The sequence below is a fragment of the Azospirillum sp. A29 genome, assembly GCF_042604625.1.
Classification (GTDB): Bacteria; Pseudomonadota; Alphaproteobacteria; order Azospirillales; family Azospirillaceae; genus Azospirillum; species Azospirillum palustre.
In genome coordinates this window covers 1,007,031-1,025,327 of record NZ_CP170466.1, presented here as the reverse complement: position 1 = coordinate 1,025,327, position 18,297 = coordinate 1,007,031, and the positions used below count along the sequence as shown (strand labels likewise).

The 18,297-nt window shown below is 65.9% G+C and carries 18 protein-coding genes; 7 read left to right on the top strand and 11 right to left on the bottom strand.

Annotated elements, in window-relative coordinates; genetic code table 11:
- Nucleotides 1-187 precede the first annotated feature (187 nt).
- On the top strand, nt 188-967 hold the full coding sequence (locus ABNQ38_RS19690) for a CHAP domain-containing protein (RefSeq protein ID WP_377809839.1): 780 nt from the start codon (nt 188-190) through the stop codon (nt 965-967).
- 113 nt (nt 968-1,080) lie between these two features.
- Here ABNQ38_RS19690 and ubiA read toward each other — a convergent pair whose 3' ends face one another.
- A complete protein-coding gene (gene ubiA / locus ABNQ38_RS19685; RefSeq protein ID WP_109050541.1) occupies nt 1,081-2,028 on the bottom strand; it encodes a 4-hydroxybenzoate octaprenyltransferase in 948 nt (315 codons plus the stop codon).
- 220 nt (nt 2,029-2,248) lie between these two features.
- Here ubiA and ABNQ38_RS19680 point away from each other — a divergent pair, with 220 nt between their 5' ends.
- The 3 genes from ABNQ38_RS19680 (at nt 2,249) to ABNQ38_RS19670 (ending at nt 5,004) form a co-directional block, all read left to right on the top strand.
- The gene (locus tag ABNQ38_RS19680) at nt 2,249-2,632 is read left to right on the top strand and encodes a response regulator (RefSeq protein WP_377809838.1); all 384 of its coding nucleotides are present in this window, start codon (nt 2,249-2,251) and stop codon (nt 2,630-2,632) included.
- A gap of 179 nt (nt 2,633-2,811) precedes the next feature.
- Entirely contained in the window at nt 2,812-3,591 is a 780-nt protein-coding gene (locus tag ABNQ38_RS19675) for a 16S rRNA (uracil(1498)-N(3))-methyltransferase (RefSeq protein WP_377809837.1), read from the top strand.
- A 48-nt stretch (nt 3,592-3,639) separates the two neighbouring features.
- A complete protein-coding gene (locus ABNQ38_RS19670) occupies nt 3,640-5,004 on the top strand; it encodes a glutamate--cysteine ligase (protein WP_377809836.1) in 1,365 nt (454 codons plus the stop codon).
- Between the two features lie 43 nt (nt 5,005-5,047).
- Here the strand turns inward: ABNQ38_RS19670 and fdxB are convergent, their stop codons facing one another.
- Genes fdxB through nifE form a run of 6 tightly spaced genes read right to left on the bottom strand, consistent with a single transcriptional unit; the run spans nt 5,048 to nt 9,332 of the window.
- The gene (fdxB, locus tag ABNQ38_RS19665; protein ID WP_377809835.1) at nt 5,048-5,341 is read right to left on the bottom strand and encodes a ferredoxin III, nif-specific; all 294 of its coding nucleotides are present in this window, start codon (nt 5,339-5,341) and stop codon (nt 5,048-5,050) included.
- Nucleotides 5,342-5,397: 56 nt separating this feature from the next.
- Nucleotides 5,398-5,598: a CCE_0567 family metalloprotein gene (locus ABNQ38_RS19660; RefSeq protein ID WP_377809834.1), complete on the bottom strand. Its 201-nt coding sequence runs from the start codon at nt 5,596-5,598 to the stop codon at nt 5,398-5,400.
- A gap of 32 nt (nt 5,599-5,630) precedes the next feature.
- Nucleotides 5,631-6,086 (bottom strand): NifX-associated nitrogen fixation protein, encoded by a 456-nt coding sequence (locus ABNQ38_RS19655; RefSeq protein ID WP_377809833.1) that lies wholly within the window; start codon nt 6,084-6,086, stop codon nt 5,631-5,633.
- A 2-nt stretch (nt 6,087-6,088) separates the two neighbouring features.
- Nucleotides 6,089-6,487 (bottom strand): nitrogen fixation protein NifX, encoded by a 399-nt coding sequence (gene nifX / locus ABNQ38_RS19650; protein ID WP_377809832.1) that lies wholly within the window; start codon nt 6,485-6,487, stop codon nt 6,089-6,091.
- Nucleotides 6,488-6,525: 38 nt separating this feature from the next.
- Nucleotides 6,526-7,908, bottom strand: coding sequence for a nitrogenase iron-molybdenum cofactor biosynthesis protein NifN (nifN, locus tag ABNQ38_RS19645; protein WP_377809831.1), 1,383 nt, complete (start codon nt 7,906-7,908; stop codon nt 6,526-6,528).
- Between the two features lie 5 nt (nt 7,909-7,913).
- Entirely contained in the window at nt 7,914-9,332 is a 1,419-nt protein-coding gene (gene nifE, locus ABNQ38_RS19640; protein ID WP_377809830.1) for a nitrogenase iron-molybdenum cofactor biosynthesis protein NifE, read from the bottom strand.
- Between the two features lie 227 nt (nt 9,333-9,559).
- Between nifE and ABNQ38_RS19635 the strand changes: the two genes are divergently transcribed.
- Nucleotides 9,560-10,087, top strand: a complete 528-nt coding sequence (locus ABNQ38_RS19635; protein ID WP_377809829.1) for a hypothetical protein — start codon at nt 9,560-9,562, stop codon at nt 10,085-10,087.
- Nucleotides 10,088-10,255: 168 nt separating this feature from the next.
- Here the strand turns inward: ABNQ38_RS19635 and nifK are convergent, their stop codons facing one another.
- The 3 genes from nifK to nifH all read right to left on the bottom strand — a co-directional run bounded on the left by nifK (nt 10,256) and on the right by nifH (nt 14,382).
- A complete protein-coding gene (gene nifK / locus ABNQ38_RS19630) occupies nt 10,256-11,815 on the bottom strand; it encodes a nitrogenase molybdenum-iron protein subunit beta (protein ID WP_377809828.1) in 1,560 nt (519 codons plus the stop codon).
- A 31-nt stretch (nt 11,816-11,846) separates the two neighbouring features.
- Nucleotides 11,847-13,286, bottom strand: a complete 1,440-nt coding sequence (gene nifD / locus ABNQ38_RS19625; protein WP_098740340.1) for a nitrogenase molybdenum-iron protein alpha chain — start codon at nt 13,284-13,286, stop codon at nt 11,847-11,849.
- Between the two features lie 199 nt (nt 13,287-13,485).
- Complete coding sequence (gene nifH, locus ABNQ38_RS19620) at nt 13,486-14,382, bottom strand: nitrogenase iron protein (protein ID WP_098740339.1); 897 nt, start codon at nt 14,380-14,382, stop codon at nt 13,486-13,488.
- Nucleotides 14,383-14,863: 481 nt separating this feature from the next.
- Here nifH and ABNQ38_RS19615 point away from each other — a divergent pair, with 481 nt between their 5' ends.
- A complete protein-coding gene (locus tag ABNQ38_RS19615) occupies nt 14,864-15,730 on the top strand; it encodes a hypothetical protein (RefSeq protein WP_377809827.1) in 867 nt (288 codons plus the stop codon).
- A gap of 118 nt (nt 15,731-15,848) precedes the next feature.
- On the opposite strand, the gene ABNQ38_RS19610 is transcribed toward ABNQ38_RS19615, so the two are convergent.
- Nucleotides 15,849-17,147 (bottom strand): hypothetical protein, encoded by a 1,299-nt coding sequence (locus tag ABNQ38_RS19610; RefSeq protein ID WP_377809826.1) that lies wholly within the window; start codon nt 17,145-17,147, stop codon nt 15,849-15,851.
- 185 nt (nt 17,148-17,332) lie between these two features.
- On the opposite strand from ABNQ38_RS19610, the gene ABNQ38_RS19605 reads away from it, so the two are divergent.
- Entirely contained in the window at nt 17,333-18,223 is an 891-nt protein-coding gene (locus ABNQ38_RS19605) for an NAD(+)--dinitrogen-reductase ADP-D-ribosyltransferase (RefSeq protein ID WP_377809825.1), read from the top strand.
- The last annotated feature ends 74 nt before the right edge of the window (nt 18,224-18,297 follow it).

The following is an 18,297-nucleotide window of genomic DNA, read 5'->3' as shown; positions in this document are numbered from 1 at the left end:
CGCTGTTGGGAGGAAGGCTGGCGGTGGCTTATGAATGTTACATAATTCAAACGGTGTAGACACAGCCGCGAACCCGTGTTACCCGTTTCCACCAGGGGAAAACAGAGGGATTGGGGGAGTCATGCGGCAGAGGGGAACCGCCATCGGCCTTTCGTTTGCGGCTTTGATCGCGCTGAGCCCCCTTACCGTGTCGACGGCTGCCGCACAAGACGGCGATTGCGTTCGGACGGTCCGCTCCATCTCCGACTTCACCATACGCGGCGACGCCTGGACCTGGTGGGATCATGCCGCCGGCCAGTATGACCGCGAACACCGCCCGGCCATCGGCTCCGTCCTCGTCTTCAAGCGCACCGGCCACATGCGCCGCGGTCACGTTTCGCTGGTCAGCGCGGTGATCGACCGCCGCACCATCGAGGTCGACCACAGCTGGATCGACGGCGACGGTCTGCGCCGCGGCATGCGGGTGGTCGACGTGTCCCGCAACAACGACTGGTCCGCCGTCCGCGTCTGGCACGAGCCGACCGACCAGATGGGTCTGCGCGTCTACGCCGCCTACGGCTTCATCCTGCCGGAAGGCGAGTCCGATGATTCGCGTGGCGGCCGGATGCTCGATGCCGGCGACCGCGGCATGGACCAGGGCTTCGCCAGCAGCCCGCGCGGCCGTGCCAAGGCCAACGGCCCGCGCATGATGGAAGCCTCCCTGCATCCGCAGAAGAACCTCAGCGTTTCGGTCCCCGGCCGCAAGCCGCAGACCCTGGCCACGACCGCCGTCGCCTCCCAGACGCCGCAGAAGCCGCAGCGCATCGACGTTGCCGTGCTGCCGTCGCGCAAGCCGGCCAGCGCGCAGTCCGCCCCGGTCACGGTCGCCGAGCTTTCCGGCCCCGGCAGCCACCGCACCGTCGCCCCCGGCCGCAAGCCCGGCTCCGGCAACGCCGTCGCCCAGCTGGCCGACACCAGCGAACGCTGAGCGGCATAGCGTCAGGTTTTCAGGAAGGGCGGGGCTTGGCTCCGCCCTTTTCGTTTGCCCTCTTGCCTGTGCCGGTATGCCGGCATCGCGGCCCACACCGGCAGAGCGCCTGCTCAGATCTTCCCCGCCAGGATGGCCGCAAGCACCAGCCAGCCGAACCAGCGGTTGGACTTGAACTTGTCCAGGCAATCGCCCTGGTCGTCCGGCCGCCAGGTCGCGACCTGCCAGGCCAGCTGCAGTGCCGCCAGCGACAGCACCGGCAGGAACAGCCCGCCCAAGCCTGCCAGACGACCGGCGATGCCGATGCCGACATAGGTCAGGGTGTAGAAGCCATAAATCCAGATCTTGCTCTGGTCGCCCAGGCGCAGCGCGGTGGACTTCACGCCGATGCGGGCATCGTCCTCCTTGTCCTGATGGGCGTAGATGGTGTCATAGCCCAGCGTCCAGGCGACGCCCGTCACATAGAGCGCCAACGCCGGCCAGCCGACATCGTTCTGAACCGTGGCCCAGCCCATCAGGGCGCCCCAGTTGAAGGTCAGCCCCAGGAAAGCCTGCGGCCACCAGGTGATGCGCTTCATCAGCGGGTAGGTGAAGACCAGCAGCAGCGACAGCACCCCCAGCCCGATGGCCGTCGTCCCCAACTGGACCAGGATCAGCAGCGACACCAGAAGCTGGGCGACGAGGAAGGCCAGGGCCTGACGCACCGTCACCTGACCCGACGGGATCGGGCGGGAACGGGTGCGCTCCACCATCGCGTCGAATTTGCGGTCGAGGATGTCGTTGACGGTGCAGCCGGCGCCGCGCATCAGCACCGCGCCGACGCCGAACAGCGCCATCAGCCACAGCAGCGTCGGCCAGTCACGGAAGGGCTGCGGCATGGCCAGCGCCACGCTCCACCAGCAGGGGAACAGCAGCAGCCATGTCCCGATGGGACGGTCGAGTCGCGCCAGCGTGACATAAGGGCGCACGCGGGGCGGGAGCTTCCGCGCGATCCAGCCGTCCTGGCGGATGTCGGTGAAGCCGGACTCGGGCAGAGTGGGGCCGGTGGAGGCAGTGGGCATGACGGCGGCGGTTTCGCTGTGCTATGAGAATGTCTGAACAGCCTGTCAGGGCCATGATTCAGGCGAAGGTATCGGGCTGTCATCCGTGCGGCAAGCGCGGTGCGGCAAATCACCCGAGCCCAAGCTATGGAAAATTGCAGCCTGTGATCTTGCGCTCGCCAAAATCGTACCAATACTGTTTCTTTGTCATAACCTCAGCGGCCTGCAATCGCAAATGGACATGAGCACAACACCGGACCGTTTCGCCGTCGTCATCGACGACGAGTCGATCATTCTGGCCGGGATGGAGATCATGCTGGACACCTGGGGCTATCAGGTGCTTGCCGCCGAGGATGTGGAAACCGTCCTGGCGAAGCTGCCCGGCTGCCCGCTGCCCAACGTGATCCTGTCCGACTACCGGCTGCGCGACGGCTGGTCGGGCATCACCGCCGTGCGGGCGGTGCGCGAGGCCTGTGGCGTCACTGTGCCTGCGATCATCCTGACCGGCGACACCGGGACCGAACTGATGGCCGCGGCCAAGGCGGACCAGATCCGCATCCTGCACAAGCCTGTTCAGCCCAACGACCTGCGCCGGCAGATCGACTCCCTGATCGCCGTCGGCTGAGGCCGGTCTCCAGCCTGGGTTCGGCCTGTGCATCCGCGTCCGCTTGAAGGTTCATTGCGTCCATCGTGAAGCGCATGACCCTTCGTCGCTGAGTTCGACGGCCGGATCCGCGCTTCAAATCTGGTCCGGTTTCACGCGATCCGCTCTATAGTCTCCACCGCCCCGCGGAGACGAATGCCATGGCCGACCCGATCAAGACCCGCCTTTTTGTCGACAGCCCGCTGGCCGAAGGCCAGTCGGTCGGGCTCGACCATGAGCGCGCCCATTTCCTCCGTCACGTCCTGCGGCTGGATCGCGGCGACTCCGTCGCGGTGTTCAACGGCCGCGACGGCGAATGGCGGGCGGTCATCGACGGTTTCGGCAAGGGCTGGTGCTCGCTGACCGTGGCGGAGCAGCGGCGGGAGCAGGACACCACCCCCGACCTGTGGCTGGTCTTCGCCCCTCTGAAGAAGGGCCGCATCGACTTCGTCGCGGAAAAAGCGACGGAGATGGGGGTGTCCCGCCTGTGGCCGGTCTTCACCCGGCGAACCGACCCCAACCGCGTCAACCTCGACCGGCTGCGCGCCAACGCGGTGGAGGCGGCCGAGCAGTGCGAACGCCTCAGCGTGCCGGAGATGGGCGAGGCGGTGCCGCTGGACCGCGCGCTGGCCGGCTGGCCGGCCGACCGCAGGCTCTATCTGTGCGCGGAGGCCGGGGCCGCCCGTCCGGTCGCCGAGGTGCTGCGCGATGCGCCGCCGGGGCCGGCCGCCTTGCTGGTCGGGCCGGAGGGTGGCTTCGACCAGTCGGAACTTGACGAAATCACCAAACTTCCCTTTGTTGTTCCGGTGGGATTGGGTCCGCGCATCCTGCGGGCCGACACGGCGGTGGTGGCGGCGTTGGCTTGCTGGCAGTCCTTGGCCGGGGATTGGACTGCCGGGGGAAGCGACCGGCGTCCGCCTTTCCGCGCGCCGATCCCGTAACCGGCCGTCACCCGGCCGATCCTCCGTCCACTTCCCGCGAGAGACTTCATGTCCGCACCCCCGACAACGCGCGGCGAACCCATCACCGACCGCCGCCAGCTTGCGGCCTATCTCGAATCCGGCTGCAAGCCGGCACCCGACTGGCGCATCGGGACCGAGCACGAGAAATTCGCCTACCGCACCTCCGACCTGCGGCCGCTGCCCTATGACGGGCCGGACGGCATCCGCGAGCTGCTGACCCGCATGACCCGCTTCGGCTGGCAGCCGGTGGAGGAGAAGGGCAACATCATCGCGTTGGTCCAGGACATGGCCAACATCACGCTGGAGCCCGGCGGGCAGGTCGAACTGTCCGGTGCCCCGCTGGAGACCCTGCACCAGACCTGTGCCGAGGTGCATCGCCACCTGCGCCAGGTGAAGGAGGTCGGGGGCGAGCTGGGCATCGCCATGATGGGGCTGGGCTTCCAGCCGAAATGGACGCGCGACGACATCCCCTGGATGCCGAAGGGCCGCTACAAGATCATGCGCGACTACATGCCGAAGGTCGGCTCGCTCGGCCTCGACATGATGATGCGGACCTGTACGGTGCAGGTGAACCTCGACTTCGCCTCCGAAGCCGACATGGTCAAGAAGTTCCGCGTGTCGCTGGCGCTCCAGCCCATCGCCACCGCCCTGTTCGCCATGTCCCCCTTCACCGAGGGCAAGCCGAACGGCTTCCAGAGCTTCCGCAGCCACATCTGGACCGACACCGATCCGGACCGCACCGGCGACATCCCCTTCGTGTTCGAGGACGGCTTCGGCTTCGAACGCTATGTCGACTATCTGCTCGACACGCCGATGTACTTCGTCTACCGCGACGGCACCTACATCGACGCGGCCGGCCAGTCCTTCCGCGATTTCCTCGACGGCAAGCTGCCGGCGCTGCCGGGCGAACTGCCGCTGATCACCGACTGGGCCGACCACACCACCACGGCCTTCCCGGAAGCGCGTCTGAAGAAGTATCTGGAGATGCGCGGCGCCGACGGCGGCCCGTGGCGCAGCCTGTGCGCCCTGCCGGCCCTGTGGGTCGGACTGCTCTACGATCAGGTGGCGCTGGATGCCGCCTGGGATCTGGTGAAGGACTGGACGACGGCGGAGCGGGCGCATCTGCGCGCCGAGGTGCCGCGGTCCGGCCTGCGCACGACGTTCCGTACTGGGACGGTGCGGAACGTGGCGCTGGAGATGCTGGCGATTGCCCGCGACGGTCTGGCCCGCCGCGCCCGCAACGACAATTGGGGCGACGACGAGACCCACTTCCTCGACACGCTTCAGGTCGTCGCCGAGACCGGCCGCAGCCCCGCCGACGAGCTTCTGGAGAAGTTCAACGGTCCCTGGGGCGGCAGCGTCGATCCGGTGTTCAAGGAATACGCGTACTGAGAAGGGTGGGGGCTGGCGCCTGTGCGTCAGCCCCCACCCGTGTTTACGCCGCCACCGGCGCATGGGTGATGCAGCTCTTCGAGCAGACCTTGGAGCAGCTTTCGCAGCCGATGCAGTTGGCCGCTTCCTTGACCGTCATGATCTTCTTCTCGGCCTCGTCGTCGAAGGCGTCGACGATGTCGCCATCCTCGGTCAGGCCGATCATGTCGAGCACGTCGCGACCGCACACCTTGAAGCAGCGGCCGCAGCCGATGCACTGTTTCCGGTCGATGGATTGGACGAATTTCGGGGTCCAGCTCTGACCACCGCGGGTGGTGCCGGTCAGGAACTCAGCCATGGGAATGCTCCTCTCGGGAAAGGGTGCGCCTAAGCTTTTCGTTGGAAATGGAGGGGTTACGCCGTCTCCAGCGCCTTCAGCGCCGCCCGCTTCTCGGTCAGGGTCTTGAAGGCGTCATAGGTTTCCTGTGCCACCGTCAGGATGGTCTGCCAATTCTGCGGAAGCTCTTCCGACAGGTCGTGCAGATCCATCTTCTTCTGGGTGGCGCGGGCGTTCAGCTTTTTGATCTCGTCCTTCAGGGCGTCGATCTCGCTCATGGTCGTGGTCCCATGTGGCAAAGGTCCGGGGCTCAGAGATTCGCGACGTCGGGATATTCCCGGATCAGCGCCACGGCGTCCTCGACCAGCTTGGCGCCGTCGGCGGCGAGCTTTTCGATGGTGGGGAAGCCGAAACGGTGGACGTCGCGCAGCGACTTCGACACCACCACCAGCCGGCCGGTGGTCAGGATCATGCGGCCGAAGCCCTCGTGGCTCATCTTCATCATCGGCGAGGCCATCAGGCCGGTCTGCTTCTCCACCATCAGCCCGACCGCCTTGTAGAACAGCTCCAGCCGCCACAGCGTGTCCGGGTCGGGATCGCCGATGATCGGGATGGCGGCGCGCGCCTCCTTGTCCAGCACGAAGGGGGCGAGCAGAGCCTCGTCGGGCTTGCCCTCCCAGGCGCCATAGCTGTCCTCGGCACGGAACAGCAGGACCAGCGTCTTCACGAACTGGTCGGCGACGGACACTTCAGCCACCTCTGACATGCTCAGACCTCCTCCTCGTCGAAATGGAATTCGGGCGTTTCGCCCATCGCCTTGCGCAGCCAGGGCGGCGGATTGCCGTTCAGCGTCTGGACCAGCCGGTCGAGCAGGGCGGGGATGGTGTCGGTGGCCTCGACCTTCACCGGATGGATCTTCTTCGCCACCACGCGGGCGGCGGCCGTTGCGCCGATGGCCGACAGATAGACGATGGCGACGTCGGCCAGCGCCTCCAGCTTCGGCACCAGCTTGTCCTCGTTGCCGTCCTCGAACATCGAGCCGCCGAATTGGAAGGTCTCCAGAAAGGCATGACCCTGGCGGTCGACCCGATAAACGGCGATGTTCTTGGCCCAGCCGAAATGCGCATCGACGTGCTGCATGTCCTGGGTGCAGAAAGCGACCTTCATCGATCCTCCTTTGGTCGGGCGTGGGTCCTGCACCACGCTCAGACGGCGTTGCATCCGCATGATCCGCCTCCACAGCCGTGGGATTCCCCGTGGTCGTGGCTCTCGTGCCCGTGCTCGTGGTCCATCTCGCGGGCGAGGAACAGGTTGCCGATGTCGCACAGCAGCTCCCGCGTGCCGCGATAGCCGACCTGGACGCGCAGGCCGGCCCCCAGCCGGTCGAACAGCGGCAGGCCCATGCGGTGCAGCGCCACGCCGATCCGCGCCGCCCCCTGCCGCCCGTGCGAGTTGGAGACGATCAGGTCGGCGTCGCGGGCCAGCGTCTCCACGTCGGAATGATCGCCGACCATGATGGTGGCGGCCTTCAGCCGCTCCAGCACCGGGCTTTGCGTCGGCGACACCGCGGCGATCACCTCGGCCCCCATATCGGCAAGGAAGCCGGTGACGGCATAGAGCAGGTCGGGCTCCAGCGCGACGGCGATGCGCTTGCGGCTGTAGAAGAAATGCCCGTCCAGCATGGTGTCGACCAAGCTTTCGCGCTGGCGCCGCAGCCGGGCGGGCGCCGGCTTGCCCGACAGCTCCGTCAGCAGCCGGACCAGCTTGTCCGTCGCCTCCAGCCCGGTCAGGCGGTTGAAGAAATGGCTGGGCACGTCGGTCTTCAGCTCCAGCGCGTTGCCGGCCACCCGCATATGCTCGCCGACCACGATGGTGACGGCCGAAGCCCCCATGGCGCGGATCTGATCGACCGTCACGCCGCCCAGCGAGGTGGCGGTGAAGTCGGCCGGCTGGCGGCCCGCCATCGACAGCGACAGGTCGGGCAGGAAGATCGGCGACAGGCCGAAGCCCTCGATGATGTCGCGCAGCTCTTCCACGTCGCCGGGTGACAGGTGGCAGCCGGCCAGCACATTGACCTGGGTCGGGATGCGCACCGGCGACGGTTCGACCAGCCGCTCGACCATCGCGGTGACCGCGGCGGCGAAGCCGTCCTCGAAACCGCCGGCGAAGTCGGGGGTGTTGGCGAAGACCAGTGCGGTGTCGGCCAGATCGGGGTTGCGCTGGCGGAACAGCGTGTATTGCCCGCCCATGTCCTCGCCCTTGGTCTCGGTGACGCCGGTGGTGGCGACGCCGATTATGGCGGGCTGGTTGCGCTCGACGATGGTGCGGATCGCCTGCTCCAGATTGTCGTAGCCGCCGAGGATGGTGGCGACCTGATCCATCGCCGTGGTCTGCAGCGGGATCGCCTCGCGGAAATGGCGCACCAGCAGGACCAGCCCGAAGGCGGTGCAGCCCTGCGAGCCATGGAACAGCGGCAGGCAACGGTCGACGCCGAGATAGGCCAGAGCCGCCCCCAGCGGCTGGCTCATCTTCAGCGGGTTGGTGGAGGCGGCCTTGGCGGCGGAAGGGAAGCGCTGGATGTGGGACATCGCCGTCACTCCGCCGCCATGGAGGATGCCAGCAGGGCGGAGGACGGGCCGGACTCCCAGGGCGCCGGCTGGCGAACCTGACGCCAGATCGGATTCGACAGCGTCTTGTCGATCTCCTCGCAGAGATTGACGATGCCGTCATAGCCGGCATAGGCATGGTGGCGCTCCTGGTTGATGTCGAGCCAGGGAACCTTGGCCTTCAGCGAGATGAACTGCGAGCGGCCGCCGGACATCATGATGTCGGCCTGATCGTCGGCCAGCATCCTGTAGATGTCGCGCGGCTTCAGATCGTCCCACTGGTGGAACTCCTCGCCCTTCATCTTCTTGATGCGCTCCTTGTCCTCCTTGGTCGATTTCTTGGTGGAGGTGCCGAGGATGGTCAGCCCGGCCCCCTCCAGCGCGCTGACCATCGACCAGCTCTTGACGCCGCCGGTGAAGAGGAGGACGCGCTTGCCGTCGAAGCGCGGCTTGTAGGGTTCCAGCCGGCGCCAGACCCGGCTTTCTTCCCGCGCGATCACGCCCTCCGCCCGGTCGATCAGGCCCTTGTCGGCGCCGCGCTCCACCAGCATGCGGGTCATGGTGCGCAGCGTGTCCGACATGTCGGAGACGCCGTAGAAGGACCCCTCGAAATAGGGGATGCCGTAGCGCTCCTCCATCTTGCGGCCGACATTCACCAGCGCCTGGCTGCACACCATCATGGTGACGCGGGCGCGATGGGCCTGGGCGACCTCCTTGTAGCGGCCGTCGCCGGAAATGCAGGACAGCAGGCGGATGCCGATCTCGTCCAGCAGCGGCTTGACCAGCCACAGCTCGCCGGCGAGGTTGTATTCGCCGATGATGCAGACGTCGGTCGGGGTGGTGTAATCCGGCTCCACCGTGCCGATGACATGCTCCAGCAGGGCTTCGCCGGCCAGTTTGTTGCCGAGATTCTTCGATCCGACGAAGCCCGGTGCCTCGACCGGGATCACCGGCTTGCCCAGCTTCTGCGCCGCGAACTTGCAGACCGCGGCGATGTCGTCGCCGGTCATCGCGGGCACGCAGGTCTGATAGACGAAGACGGCCGGCGGGTCGTATTGCTGAACGATCTCCTTGATGGCGCGGTAGAGCTTCTTCTCGCCGCCGCCGATGACGTCCAGTTCCGACAGATCGGTGGTGAAGCCGGTGCGGTAGAGCTGCGAGCCCGAGGATTTGGAGCCGCGGTTGTCCCAGCCGTTGCCGAGGCAGGCGATGGGGCCATGGACCAGATGGGCGGCGTCGGCGATCGGCTGGAGCACGATCATCGCCCCGTCATAGGCGCAGCCGCCGGCTGCCGCCCCCGGTTTCAGCGACTTGGTGCAGCCCTTCTTCTTCTCCTTCGCCGACTTGGCCTGGTTGGTCGCGCAGCCCGGTTCGTTGAAGACATCCTGGATCTTGTCCTGGAGCATGCCCGCTCTCCCATCCTGGCGCCGGAAATGGCTTTGCATCGGTGTGATGCAGGGGGCGTGCCAGTGATTAAGTCTTTGGCAAACAACGATTGTCTGGTTTTCCAACCCTGTCCGATAGCTGACAATCGGCGACTCCGCTCCGGGGGCTTGTCGGGTGTCGCACATGTCGCGCAGGGGGTGGGGAGGGCCGGCCGTATCAGGACGGTTCGAACGGGTGGAAAACAACGATGCGACGGATCGGCAGGCGCTGGCGATATGCGGCCGCGATGATGGCGGCGCTGGCGGCAGTCCCCGCCGCGGCGGCACAGGACGGCGCGGTGATCCGGCTGGCCCAGGAACCGGGGGGTGAGATCGGCGTCGCATGCCGTTTCCTCGACCTCGACCGACGCCCGGTTCCACCGGAGGCCGGGATGCTGTGCGATGCCGCCGCCGATCTCGTCGGCTGGAAGGCCGGCGGTTACGGCAAGGCGGTGGTTCGCCTCGGCCTGCGCGCGGTAACGCCCGATGCCGAACCGGCGGAGACGCCGCCTGCCGTCGATGGCCCGATCCTGCTGGTCGTCCTCGAAGGCCGCCAGGACTGGACCGACGGCGCCCACCACCGCCTGCTGCTGCGCGCCCGTCCGGTCCGCGACGGCATGGCCGTCCCGTCGGTCGGACTGCCGCCGGCTTCGATCGAGCTGGGCGGCGAAGGCTGGCAGGCGGCGGCCGACCGTGCACTGGAGCGGGTGGTCGGCTTCGCGCTGCGGGATGGCTGACCCATGAACAAAAGAAACATATCGACAAAAGAAACCCGGAGCGCGCCGTTGCCGACGCTCTCCGGGCTGGGGAGGTTGCCGCCGGGCTGGGGGATGGAAATCCCGGCCCGGCGGTTTGGCTGAACCGATGCCTTTAAAACGAAACCTGAAGCGCCGGCGGCGTGCCGGTCAGCGGATCAGGTCGAACGAGTAGTCGGTCTGGCCGACGATGTTGGTGTTGGCGTCGATGTCTTCGAAGATCCGGTCCAGGATCCGCACCAGCACGTTCAGCGCGCCCTGGTAGCCCCAGGTCGGGTAGCGGTGGTGGTGATGGCGGTCGAAGATCGGGTAGGTCAGGCGGATCAGCGGAACCTTGGTGTCGCGCTCCAGATACTTGCCGTAGCTGTTGCCGATGATGTAGTCCACCTTGTCGGTGAAGATCAGCGAGCGCAGGTGCCACAGATCCTTGCCGCCATGGGCTTTGCCCGAGGCGCCGAAGGGCGAGCCGTCCAGCACCTTCTGGACCTGCTTCTCCCACTTCTTGGAGCCCGACGTCGACAGGATGTGCACCGGCTCCGCACCCAGCTCCAGCAGGAACTTGGACATGCCCAGGCAGAAGTCCGGGTCGCCGTAAACGGCGAAGCGCTTGCCGTGCATGTGGGTGTGGCTGTCGGCGATGGCGTCGACCAGACGGCCGCGCTCCAGCTTGAGGCTAGCCGGGACCGGCTTGCCCGACAGTTCGGCGAGCTTCAGCAGCAGCTCGTCGGTGCCGGTGACGCCCATCGGGTAGTTGAACTTGGCGACTTCCTGGCCCTTCTCCTTGCAGAACTGCAGGGTCTGGGTCGTGTTGTACTCCTGCATGGAGATGGTGGCCTTGGCGTGCAGGGCCTCCTTGGTCTCCTCGATGGTGGTGCCGCCGTCATACATGCGGTACTCGCCATCCATCGGCGTGTCGAAATTGTCGGACACGTCGGACAGGATTTGCAGCTTCACGCCGAATTCGCCGGCGATGCGCTTCAGTTCGCGGTTGTTGCCGACCGCGAAACCGTCGAAGCCGGGGATCAGGTTGATCTGCTCGGTCTTGGGCGTGTCGAAATTCTCCAACGTGCCCCAGAAGTTGGTCAGGATGCCCTTGATCATGTTGTCGTAGCCGACGATGTGGCTGCCGACGAAGGCCGGGGTGTGGGCGTAGGGCACCGGGAAGTCGGCCGGAACGCTGTCCTTGTTCTTCGCGTTGGCGATGAAACCCTGGAGATCGTCGCCGATCACCTCGGCCATGCAGGTCGTCATCACCGCGATCATCTTCGGCTTGTAGAGCGCATAGGCGTTCGCCAGGCCGTCGATCATGTTGTTCAGGCCGCCGAACACCGCCGCGTCTTCCGTCATCGACGAGGAGACCGCGCTGTTCGGCTCCTTGAAGTGGCGGGTCAGGTGGGTGCGGTAATAGGCGACGCAGCCCTGGGAGCCATGGACGAAGGGCAGGGTGCCTTCGAAGCCCTGGGCGGCGAACATCGCGCCGATCGGCTGGCAGGCCTTGGTCGGGTTGATGACGACCGCTTCACGGGCGAAGTTCTTCGCCTTGTACTCTTCGGACTTAGTCCATTCGGAAACGCGGGCGACTTCCTCGTCCGAATGGCCGTACTCGAACTCGGTCTTCTTCTTCTCGAACATCGCCGCGTATTCGGGCTGCCGGAAGAGGGTGTAGTGGTCGAGGACCTTGTCGGCGCTCTGCGAAAGCTTGTCGGTCATTCTCAAATTCTCCTGTTCCAGAGGCCGATGGTCAGAACGGGGCCTTCATCACGCCCCAGACGGGGTTGTTGATGGCCAGGTCCATGTCGCGGGCGAAGATCGCGAAGCCGTCATAGCCGTGGTACGGGCCGGAATAATCCCAGCTGTGCATCTGGCGGAACGGCAGGCCCATCTTCTGGAACACGTACTTTTCCTTGATGCCCGACGCGACGAGGTCGGGACGCATCGCCTCGACGAACTTCTCCAGTTCGAACGCGGTGACGTCGTCGTAGATCAGCGTGCCTTCCTTCACATAGTGCTGCGTGCGCTGATAGTCGTCGTTGTGGGCGAACTCGTAGCCGGTGCCGGTGATCTCCATGCCCAGGTCATGGTAGGCATCGACGACGTGGCGGGGACGCAGGCCGCCGACGTAGATCATGACCTTCTTGCCTTCGAGCCGCGGCTTGTACTTGGCGATGACCGCATCGACCATCGGCTGGTAGCGGGCGATGACCTTCTCGGCGTTCTCCTTGATCTTGTCGTCGAAGAGAGCGGCGATCTTGCGCAGGGATTCGGCGATCTGGCTCGGGCCGAAGAAGTTGTATTCCATCCACGGAATATTGAACTTCTCTTCCATGTGGCGCGCGATGTAGTTCATCGAGCGGTAGCAGTGGATCAGGTTGACCTTGGCCTTCGGCGTGTTCTCCAGCTCGGCGAGCGTGCCGTCGCCCGACCACTGGGCGATCACGCGCAGGCCGATCTCCTCCAGCAGGATGCGGGACGACCAGGCGTCGCCGCCGATGTTGTAGTCGCCGATGATGGTGACGTCATAGGGGGTGGAGACGAAGCCGGCCTTGGGCTCCGTCTTCTCGAACACCCAGTCGCGGATGGCGTCGTTGGCGATGTGGTGGCCCAGCGACTGGGACACGCCGCGGAAGCCTTCGCAGCGCACGGGGATGACCGGCTTGCCGATTTCCGCCGACTTGGCGCGGGCGACAGCCTCGATGTCGTCGCCGATCAGGCCGATCGGGCATTCCGACTGGATCGAGATGCCGTTCACCAGCGGGAACAGCTCGTTGATTTCCTCGATGACCTTGTGCAGCTTCTTGTCGCCGCCGAAGACGATGTCCTTCTCCTGGAAGTCGGAGGTGAAGTGCATCGTGCCCCAGCTGTCCACACCGGTGTCGCCGATGTAGTAGTTGCGGCGGCCGGACCAGGAGTAGTAGCCGCAGCCGACCGGACCGTGGGAGATGTGGATCATGTCCTTGATCGGACCCCACACCACGCCCTTGGAGCCGGCATAGGCGCAGCCGCGGATGGTCATGACGCCGGGGATGGACTTGACGTTCGACTTGACGCCGCAGTCCTTGGCCTCGGCCTCCAGCACGTTCAGGTGCTTGGCGCGGCGCTTGCGGGATTTTTCGGGATAGGCTTCGAGGACTTCGTTGACGAGGTTCTTGACGTCGACCGTGGTGTTCTCGGACAGGCTCATAGCCGGCCTCCTGCTTGAATATTCCGCGCCACTTCAGCGCGTGACCGAGCCCCTCCCTCCCACGCCGTCGCCCCTGGGCATGCCCATCGGGGATGTCTTGGGTCGGCGTTGTGCGGGGCTGGGGATGGGGCCAGTGTTCAGGCGGTCCCCCCTGCACGGCGGCAGGGGGGCCGGTAGGCAACCGTCGCTACGCCTGGGGTCAGGCGCCGGCCTTCGCCGCTTCCTTGGCGGCCAGCTCGGCGAGCTGCTGCTCCTCGGTCTTCATGATGCCGAAGTCCATCAGCATCTCTTCCAGCTCTTCCATGGTGATCGGGGTGGGGATGCAACCCTGGCCGGAATTCGCATGGATCTTGTTGGCGAGCGCGCGGTATTCGCCGGCCTGCTTGCTGTCCGGGGCGTACTCGATGACCGTCATGCGGCGCAGCTCGGCGTGCTGGACGATGTTGTCGCGCGGCACGAAGTGGATCAGCTTGGAGCCCAGGCGCTTGGCCAGCGCGTCGGCCAGATCCCATTCCTTGTCCGTCTGGCGCTCGTTGCAGATCAGGCCGCCGAGACGGACGCCGCCGCTGTGCGCGTACTTCAGGATGCCCTTGGCGATGTTGTTGGCGGCGTAGAGCGCCATCATCTCGCCGGACATGACGATGTAGATTTCCTGGGCCTTGTTCTCGCGGATCGGCATGGCGAAGCCGCCGCACACCACGTCGCCCAGCACGTCGTAGGACACATAGTCCACGTCGTCATAGGCGCCGTTCTCTTCCAGGAAGTTGATCGAGGTGATGACGCCGCGGCCGGCGCAGCCGACCCCCGGCTCCGGACCGCCGGACTCGACGCACTTGATGTTCTTGTAGCCGATCTTGAGGACGTCCTCGAGCTCCAGATCCTCGACCGAGCCGGCCTCGGCGGCCAGATGCAGGACGGTGTCCTGGGCCTTTGCGTGCAGGATCAGGCGGGTCGAGTCGGCCTTCGGGTCGCAGCCGACGATCAGGATCTTCTGATCCAGCTCGACCAGCGCGGCCAGCGTGTTCTGAGAGGTGGTGGACTTGCCGATACCGCCCTTGCCGTAAAAGGCGATCTGACGCAGAGGCGCTTTGGCCATGTGGGTCGCTCCTGTGCTTGGGTCGTGGAGGTTTGCTTCGATCCGGTGCGGCCGGTTCGTGGCCGCTTCGGATTTCATGGATTGCACGACCCGTGCCAGAATGTGGTTATTCAATAAGTAATTGATAAATATAAGATTATTTAAGGGTGTGAAGGGTGCGGGGGTTTGTCGTGGTCCCGACACACACGACAAAGCCCGACATTTTGTCGGGACTCTCGCGAAGGCCGGACGCCTGTGGGGCGAAGAGGCGATCACTGGCGGATTTGATGGCCTTGCGACGGATGCGACATCGGTTGTGATGGCGGCAATACCTCGTGAATTACGGAGCTATCCTTCCGCATGCCTATATCCCGGCTATGGGGATGGATGGTCCCTGCAACTGAATCACACATGACTGTGCACGCAAAACGTGAAAAAACATTCCCGGGCGGCGATCTGTCCGCGCACGAGAATGGACACGTCTGGGGTGGAAGGGGCAGTTATGGCGAATGGAATCGGCATCGACATTGTCATCATCAAGAAGAACGGCACCGCCGACGTTGGCGCCAGTGCTTTTGCGGAGGTCGCGGAAACGATGTGCTTCGCGTTGCGCCGTCTGGGGGCCGATGCGGAGATCGTCGTCAACAAAATCAAGCGCCAGCGGCGCGCCATCATTCTGGGCGCCATCGACCTGACGCCGGAGGAAGGCAGCCGCTTGCCGGACACGTGCATCCTTTACAATCTGGAACAGATCCGCACGCTGCACCCGCGCAACGCCCATTACTTGGATCTGCTGCGCCGATGCCCGGTTTGGGACTACAGCCTCCGCAACATTGCCGATCTGGCCGGGCTGGGCATCCATGCGCGCCATGTTCCCATCGGGCATATGGACGAGATGAGCCGGATCCCGAACAGCCCATCCCCCAGCATCGATGTGCTGTTCTATGGTGCCGTGAACCAGCGCCGCAGCGCGATCCTCGACGCGCTGGGCAGGCGTGGCCTGACCGTGGTCAGCCTTGAACATTATTACGGGGCTCTCCGCGACCAATTCGTCGCCGACGCGAAGCTGATTCTGAACCTGCATTACTATGAGGCGGGCATTTTCGAGAACGTGCGCGTCTCCCATATGCTGTCGAACCGCAAGGCGGTGCTGACCGAACGCCATCCCGACACCGAGATAGACCCCGACCTGCTGGGCGGCCTTGCCTTCGCCCCTTACGAAGGGCTGGTCGAGGCGGCCTGCGGGCTGATTGCCGATGACGCGCGGCGGGAATCCCTGGCGGAAGCGGGATGGCGGTGCATGCGGCGACGCGACGCGGTGGAAACCATGCGGGGGGTGGTGGAGGGGTTGGAACTTGCGTACGTTTAGATCCGATCGCCGAACATAAGGCCATGGCGCCTTGAAGAGCGGTCGCTCATTCCCCGCCGTGCCTTTCGCGAACCGGCCGACATGCCGCGGTGGAAGCCAGCTGCAGATACCGTGCGTGTCAGCCGTTGTGCGCCAGCGCCTCGCTGGCCATAACCAGATGCATGGCCAGTTCCTCCACCGCCTCGTCGCGGTTCATGTCGTAGAGCAGCTGGGCCAGCAGACGGCCGCGCGCCAACAGCCGGCGGGCGAGGGCAGGATCGGCGGGCTTCGCCAGCAGCGCCTCGACCAGACGCTCGCCGGTTAGGCGGGCCAGCGCATCGCAGCGGTCGACCAAGCGCTGCTTCAGCGTGTCCACGGCAGCCGGGCGGCCGGCGTGGGTCAGGTCGGCGCAGAAGTGATGCAGGCTGCGCAGTTGCCGCAGCAATGCCGCGAACAGCAGATCGTCCAGCTCGCCGCCGGCCGCGGCCTTGCCGACAAGGTCGAACAATGTGTCGGAAAGGCGCCATGCCGCCGACAGCCAGTCGTTCATCGCCTTGCGGTCGGCCGGCTCGACGAAGGGGCCGGACTCCTCTTTCGTCTCCTCCTGGTCGTCCAGGTTGCGCAGCGCGATGACGATCAGCCCGTCGGCCTGGGCCAGGGTGGCGAGGCTGGCATGCAGCGTCTTCAGCCCGCGGTCGGCGACGAACCCCTCGATAGCCTCGGTGGCGCGGCGCAGGGAATAGCGGGCCAGCCGCCGCGATTGATAAATGACGTCCTGCAAGGCGCCGGCACCCCCCAGCGCCTCCAGCGCCATCCGCCGCACCTCGAAACGCAGCAGGGCGCGGGCCAGCCGGTCGATGCCGCCGACGTCGATGGGTCGGCTGTCCCTGGTCAGTGCGTCGGCGGTGGCGCGGGCATCGGTCCCGATGGCAACGACGACGGCCTGGAGATGGCCCTTGCCGGCGCCGCGCATCCGGCCGACCAGTGCCCGCATCGCTTCGGCAAGGTCGACGGCGCCCGGCAGGCTGTCCTCATGGTCGGTGCGGCCGGCCACCAGCCGGTCGATCAGGTGGTCGCGCACCCCCGGCAACAGCACGTCGGTGACGATCTGCCCGATCGGCCGCAGCAGCGCGTCGACCATCTGCCCCTGCGGCTTGCCGACCAATGCCGGCAACGGGTTGACCGGCTTGGGCACCAGACGCGGCCGGTGCGGTTCCAGGATTTCCAGCACCGTGTCGCCGCGCAGGGGGGTGATCGTCCCGCGCAGAAGCTGGGCCAACCGCAAGGCGGTCCGGGCCTCCGCCACGCCGCGCGGCGGACCGCCGGCGGGCAGGGTTTCGGCGGGCGTGCGGGCAGGCACCTGGGCAGGCACTTGGGTGGGCAGCGGCGGAGTGCGCCGGCGCCGGCTGTCGTCGTACTTGGTCGGCCAGAAGGCCATGCGGGTGCCGCCGGATCGTAAGCGTCGCTGTACAGAGTATGGGGACGGATCGTTCGGCTTCAAATGGACAATGTTGCGACATGCGGCGACACGCCTTCGCCGGTTGCGTCGGTGAAGGCTTGGCACGCGCCGGCTTATGCAATATCCATATAAGAAGTAATGATATTCAGGCGGAGCGGATCGGCGTGGCGGACGGGGTGGTGACGAGCGATGCGAAGGGGCGGGCACCGGAGCCCGGCATGCCACCCGATTCGCCGCTGGCGTTGCACGCCCACCGCACCAACCTCGTCAATGTGCCGGCCGCCGCCCTGTGCGGCGAAGCCTACAATGACGAACCGCGGCGCCTGCGCATCGGCGCCACCCGCAGCGAACATGCCGCCTTGTTCGAAGCGCTGGACGAGTGCCGCGACGCGCTGACGGCCTCCGATATCTTCCAGCGCCATATGGCCGGGGTGTTCGGGGTGAATCCCGACTTCTCCGGGGCCGAGGGGCCGGACGGCCGGCGGCGTTTCCGCGCCAGCTACCTGCGTCTGCTGAAAGGCTGGATGTTCGACAGCAATCGGGCGGAAGGGGCGGTTCTGAAGGGCTGGGTGGAGAGCCGCTTCGGCCTGCTGCCGACCTTCCATGGCGAGCCGATCCGCCGCTTCGCCTCCGAGGCCTGGGCGGCCTACGGCGAGCAGAAGCAGTCGACCCGCTTCCACAACAACAACATCCACCTGCAGCTCGACCTTCTGTACGAGTTTTGCCAGTGGACGATCCGCCGCGGCTGGCCCGACGCGCCGATGCCCAACTGGGCCTCGCACATCCGGCTCTACCGCGGCGTCAACGATTTCGAGGAGCACCACATCGTTGCCCGGCCGGACAAGCGCACCGCGGTGCTGCGGCTGAACAACCTGTGTTCCTTTTCCATCCACCGCGACATCGCCGGCCAGTTCGGCGACTACATCCTCGATGCGTGGGTGCCGCTGTCCAAGGTCGTCTTCTTCCGCGACATCCTGCCGCGCTACCCTTTCCAGGGAGAAGGAGAATATCTGGTGATCGGCGGGGACTATCGCGTGGGTGTGTCGCTTCTCTGACAACCTCACGTCCGGCGGCGGCTTGCGGGCCGTCCGCGGGATGCACCAGGAAGGGACGGACCCTGTGCCCGACG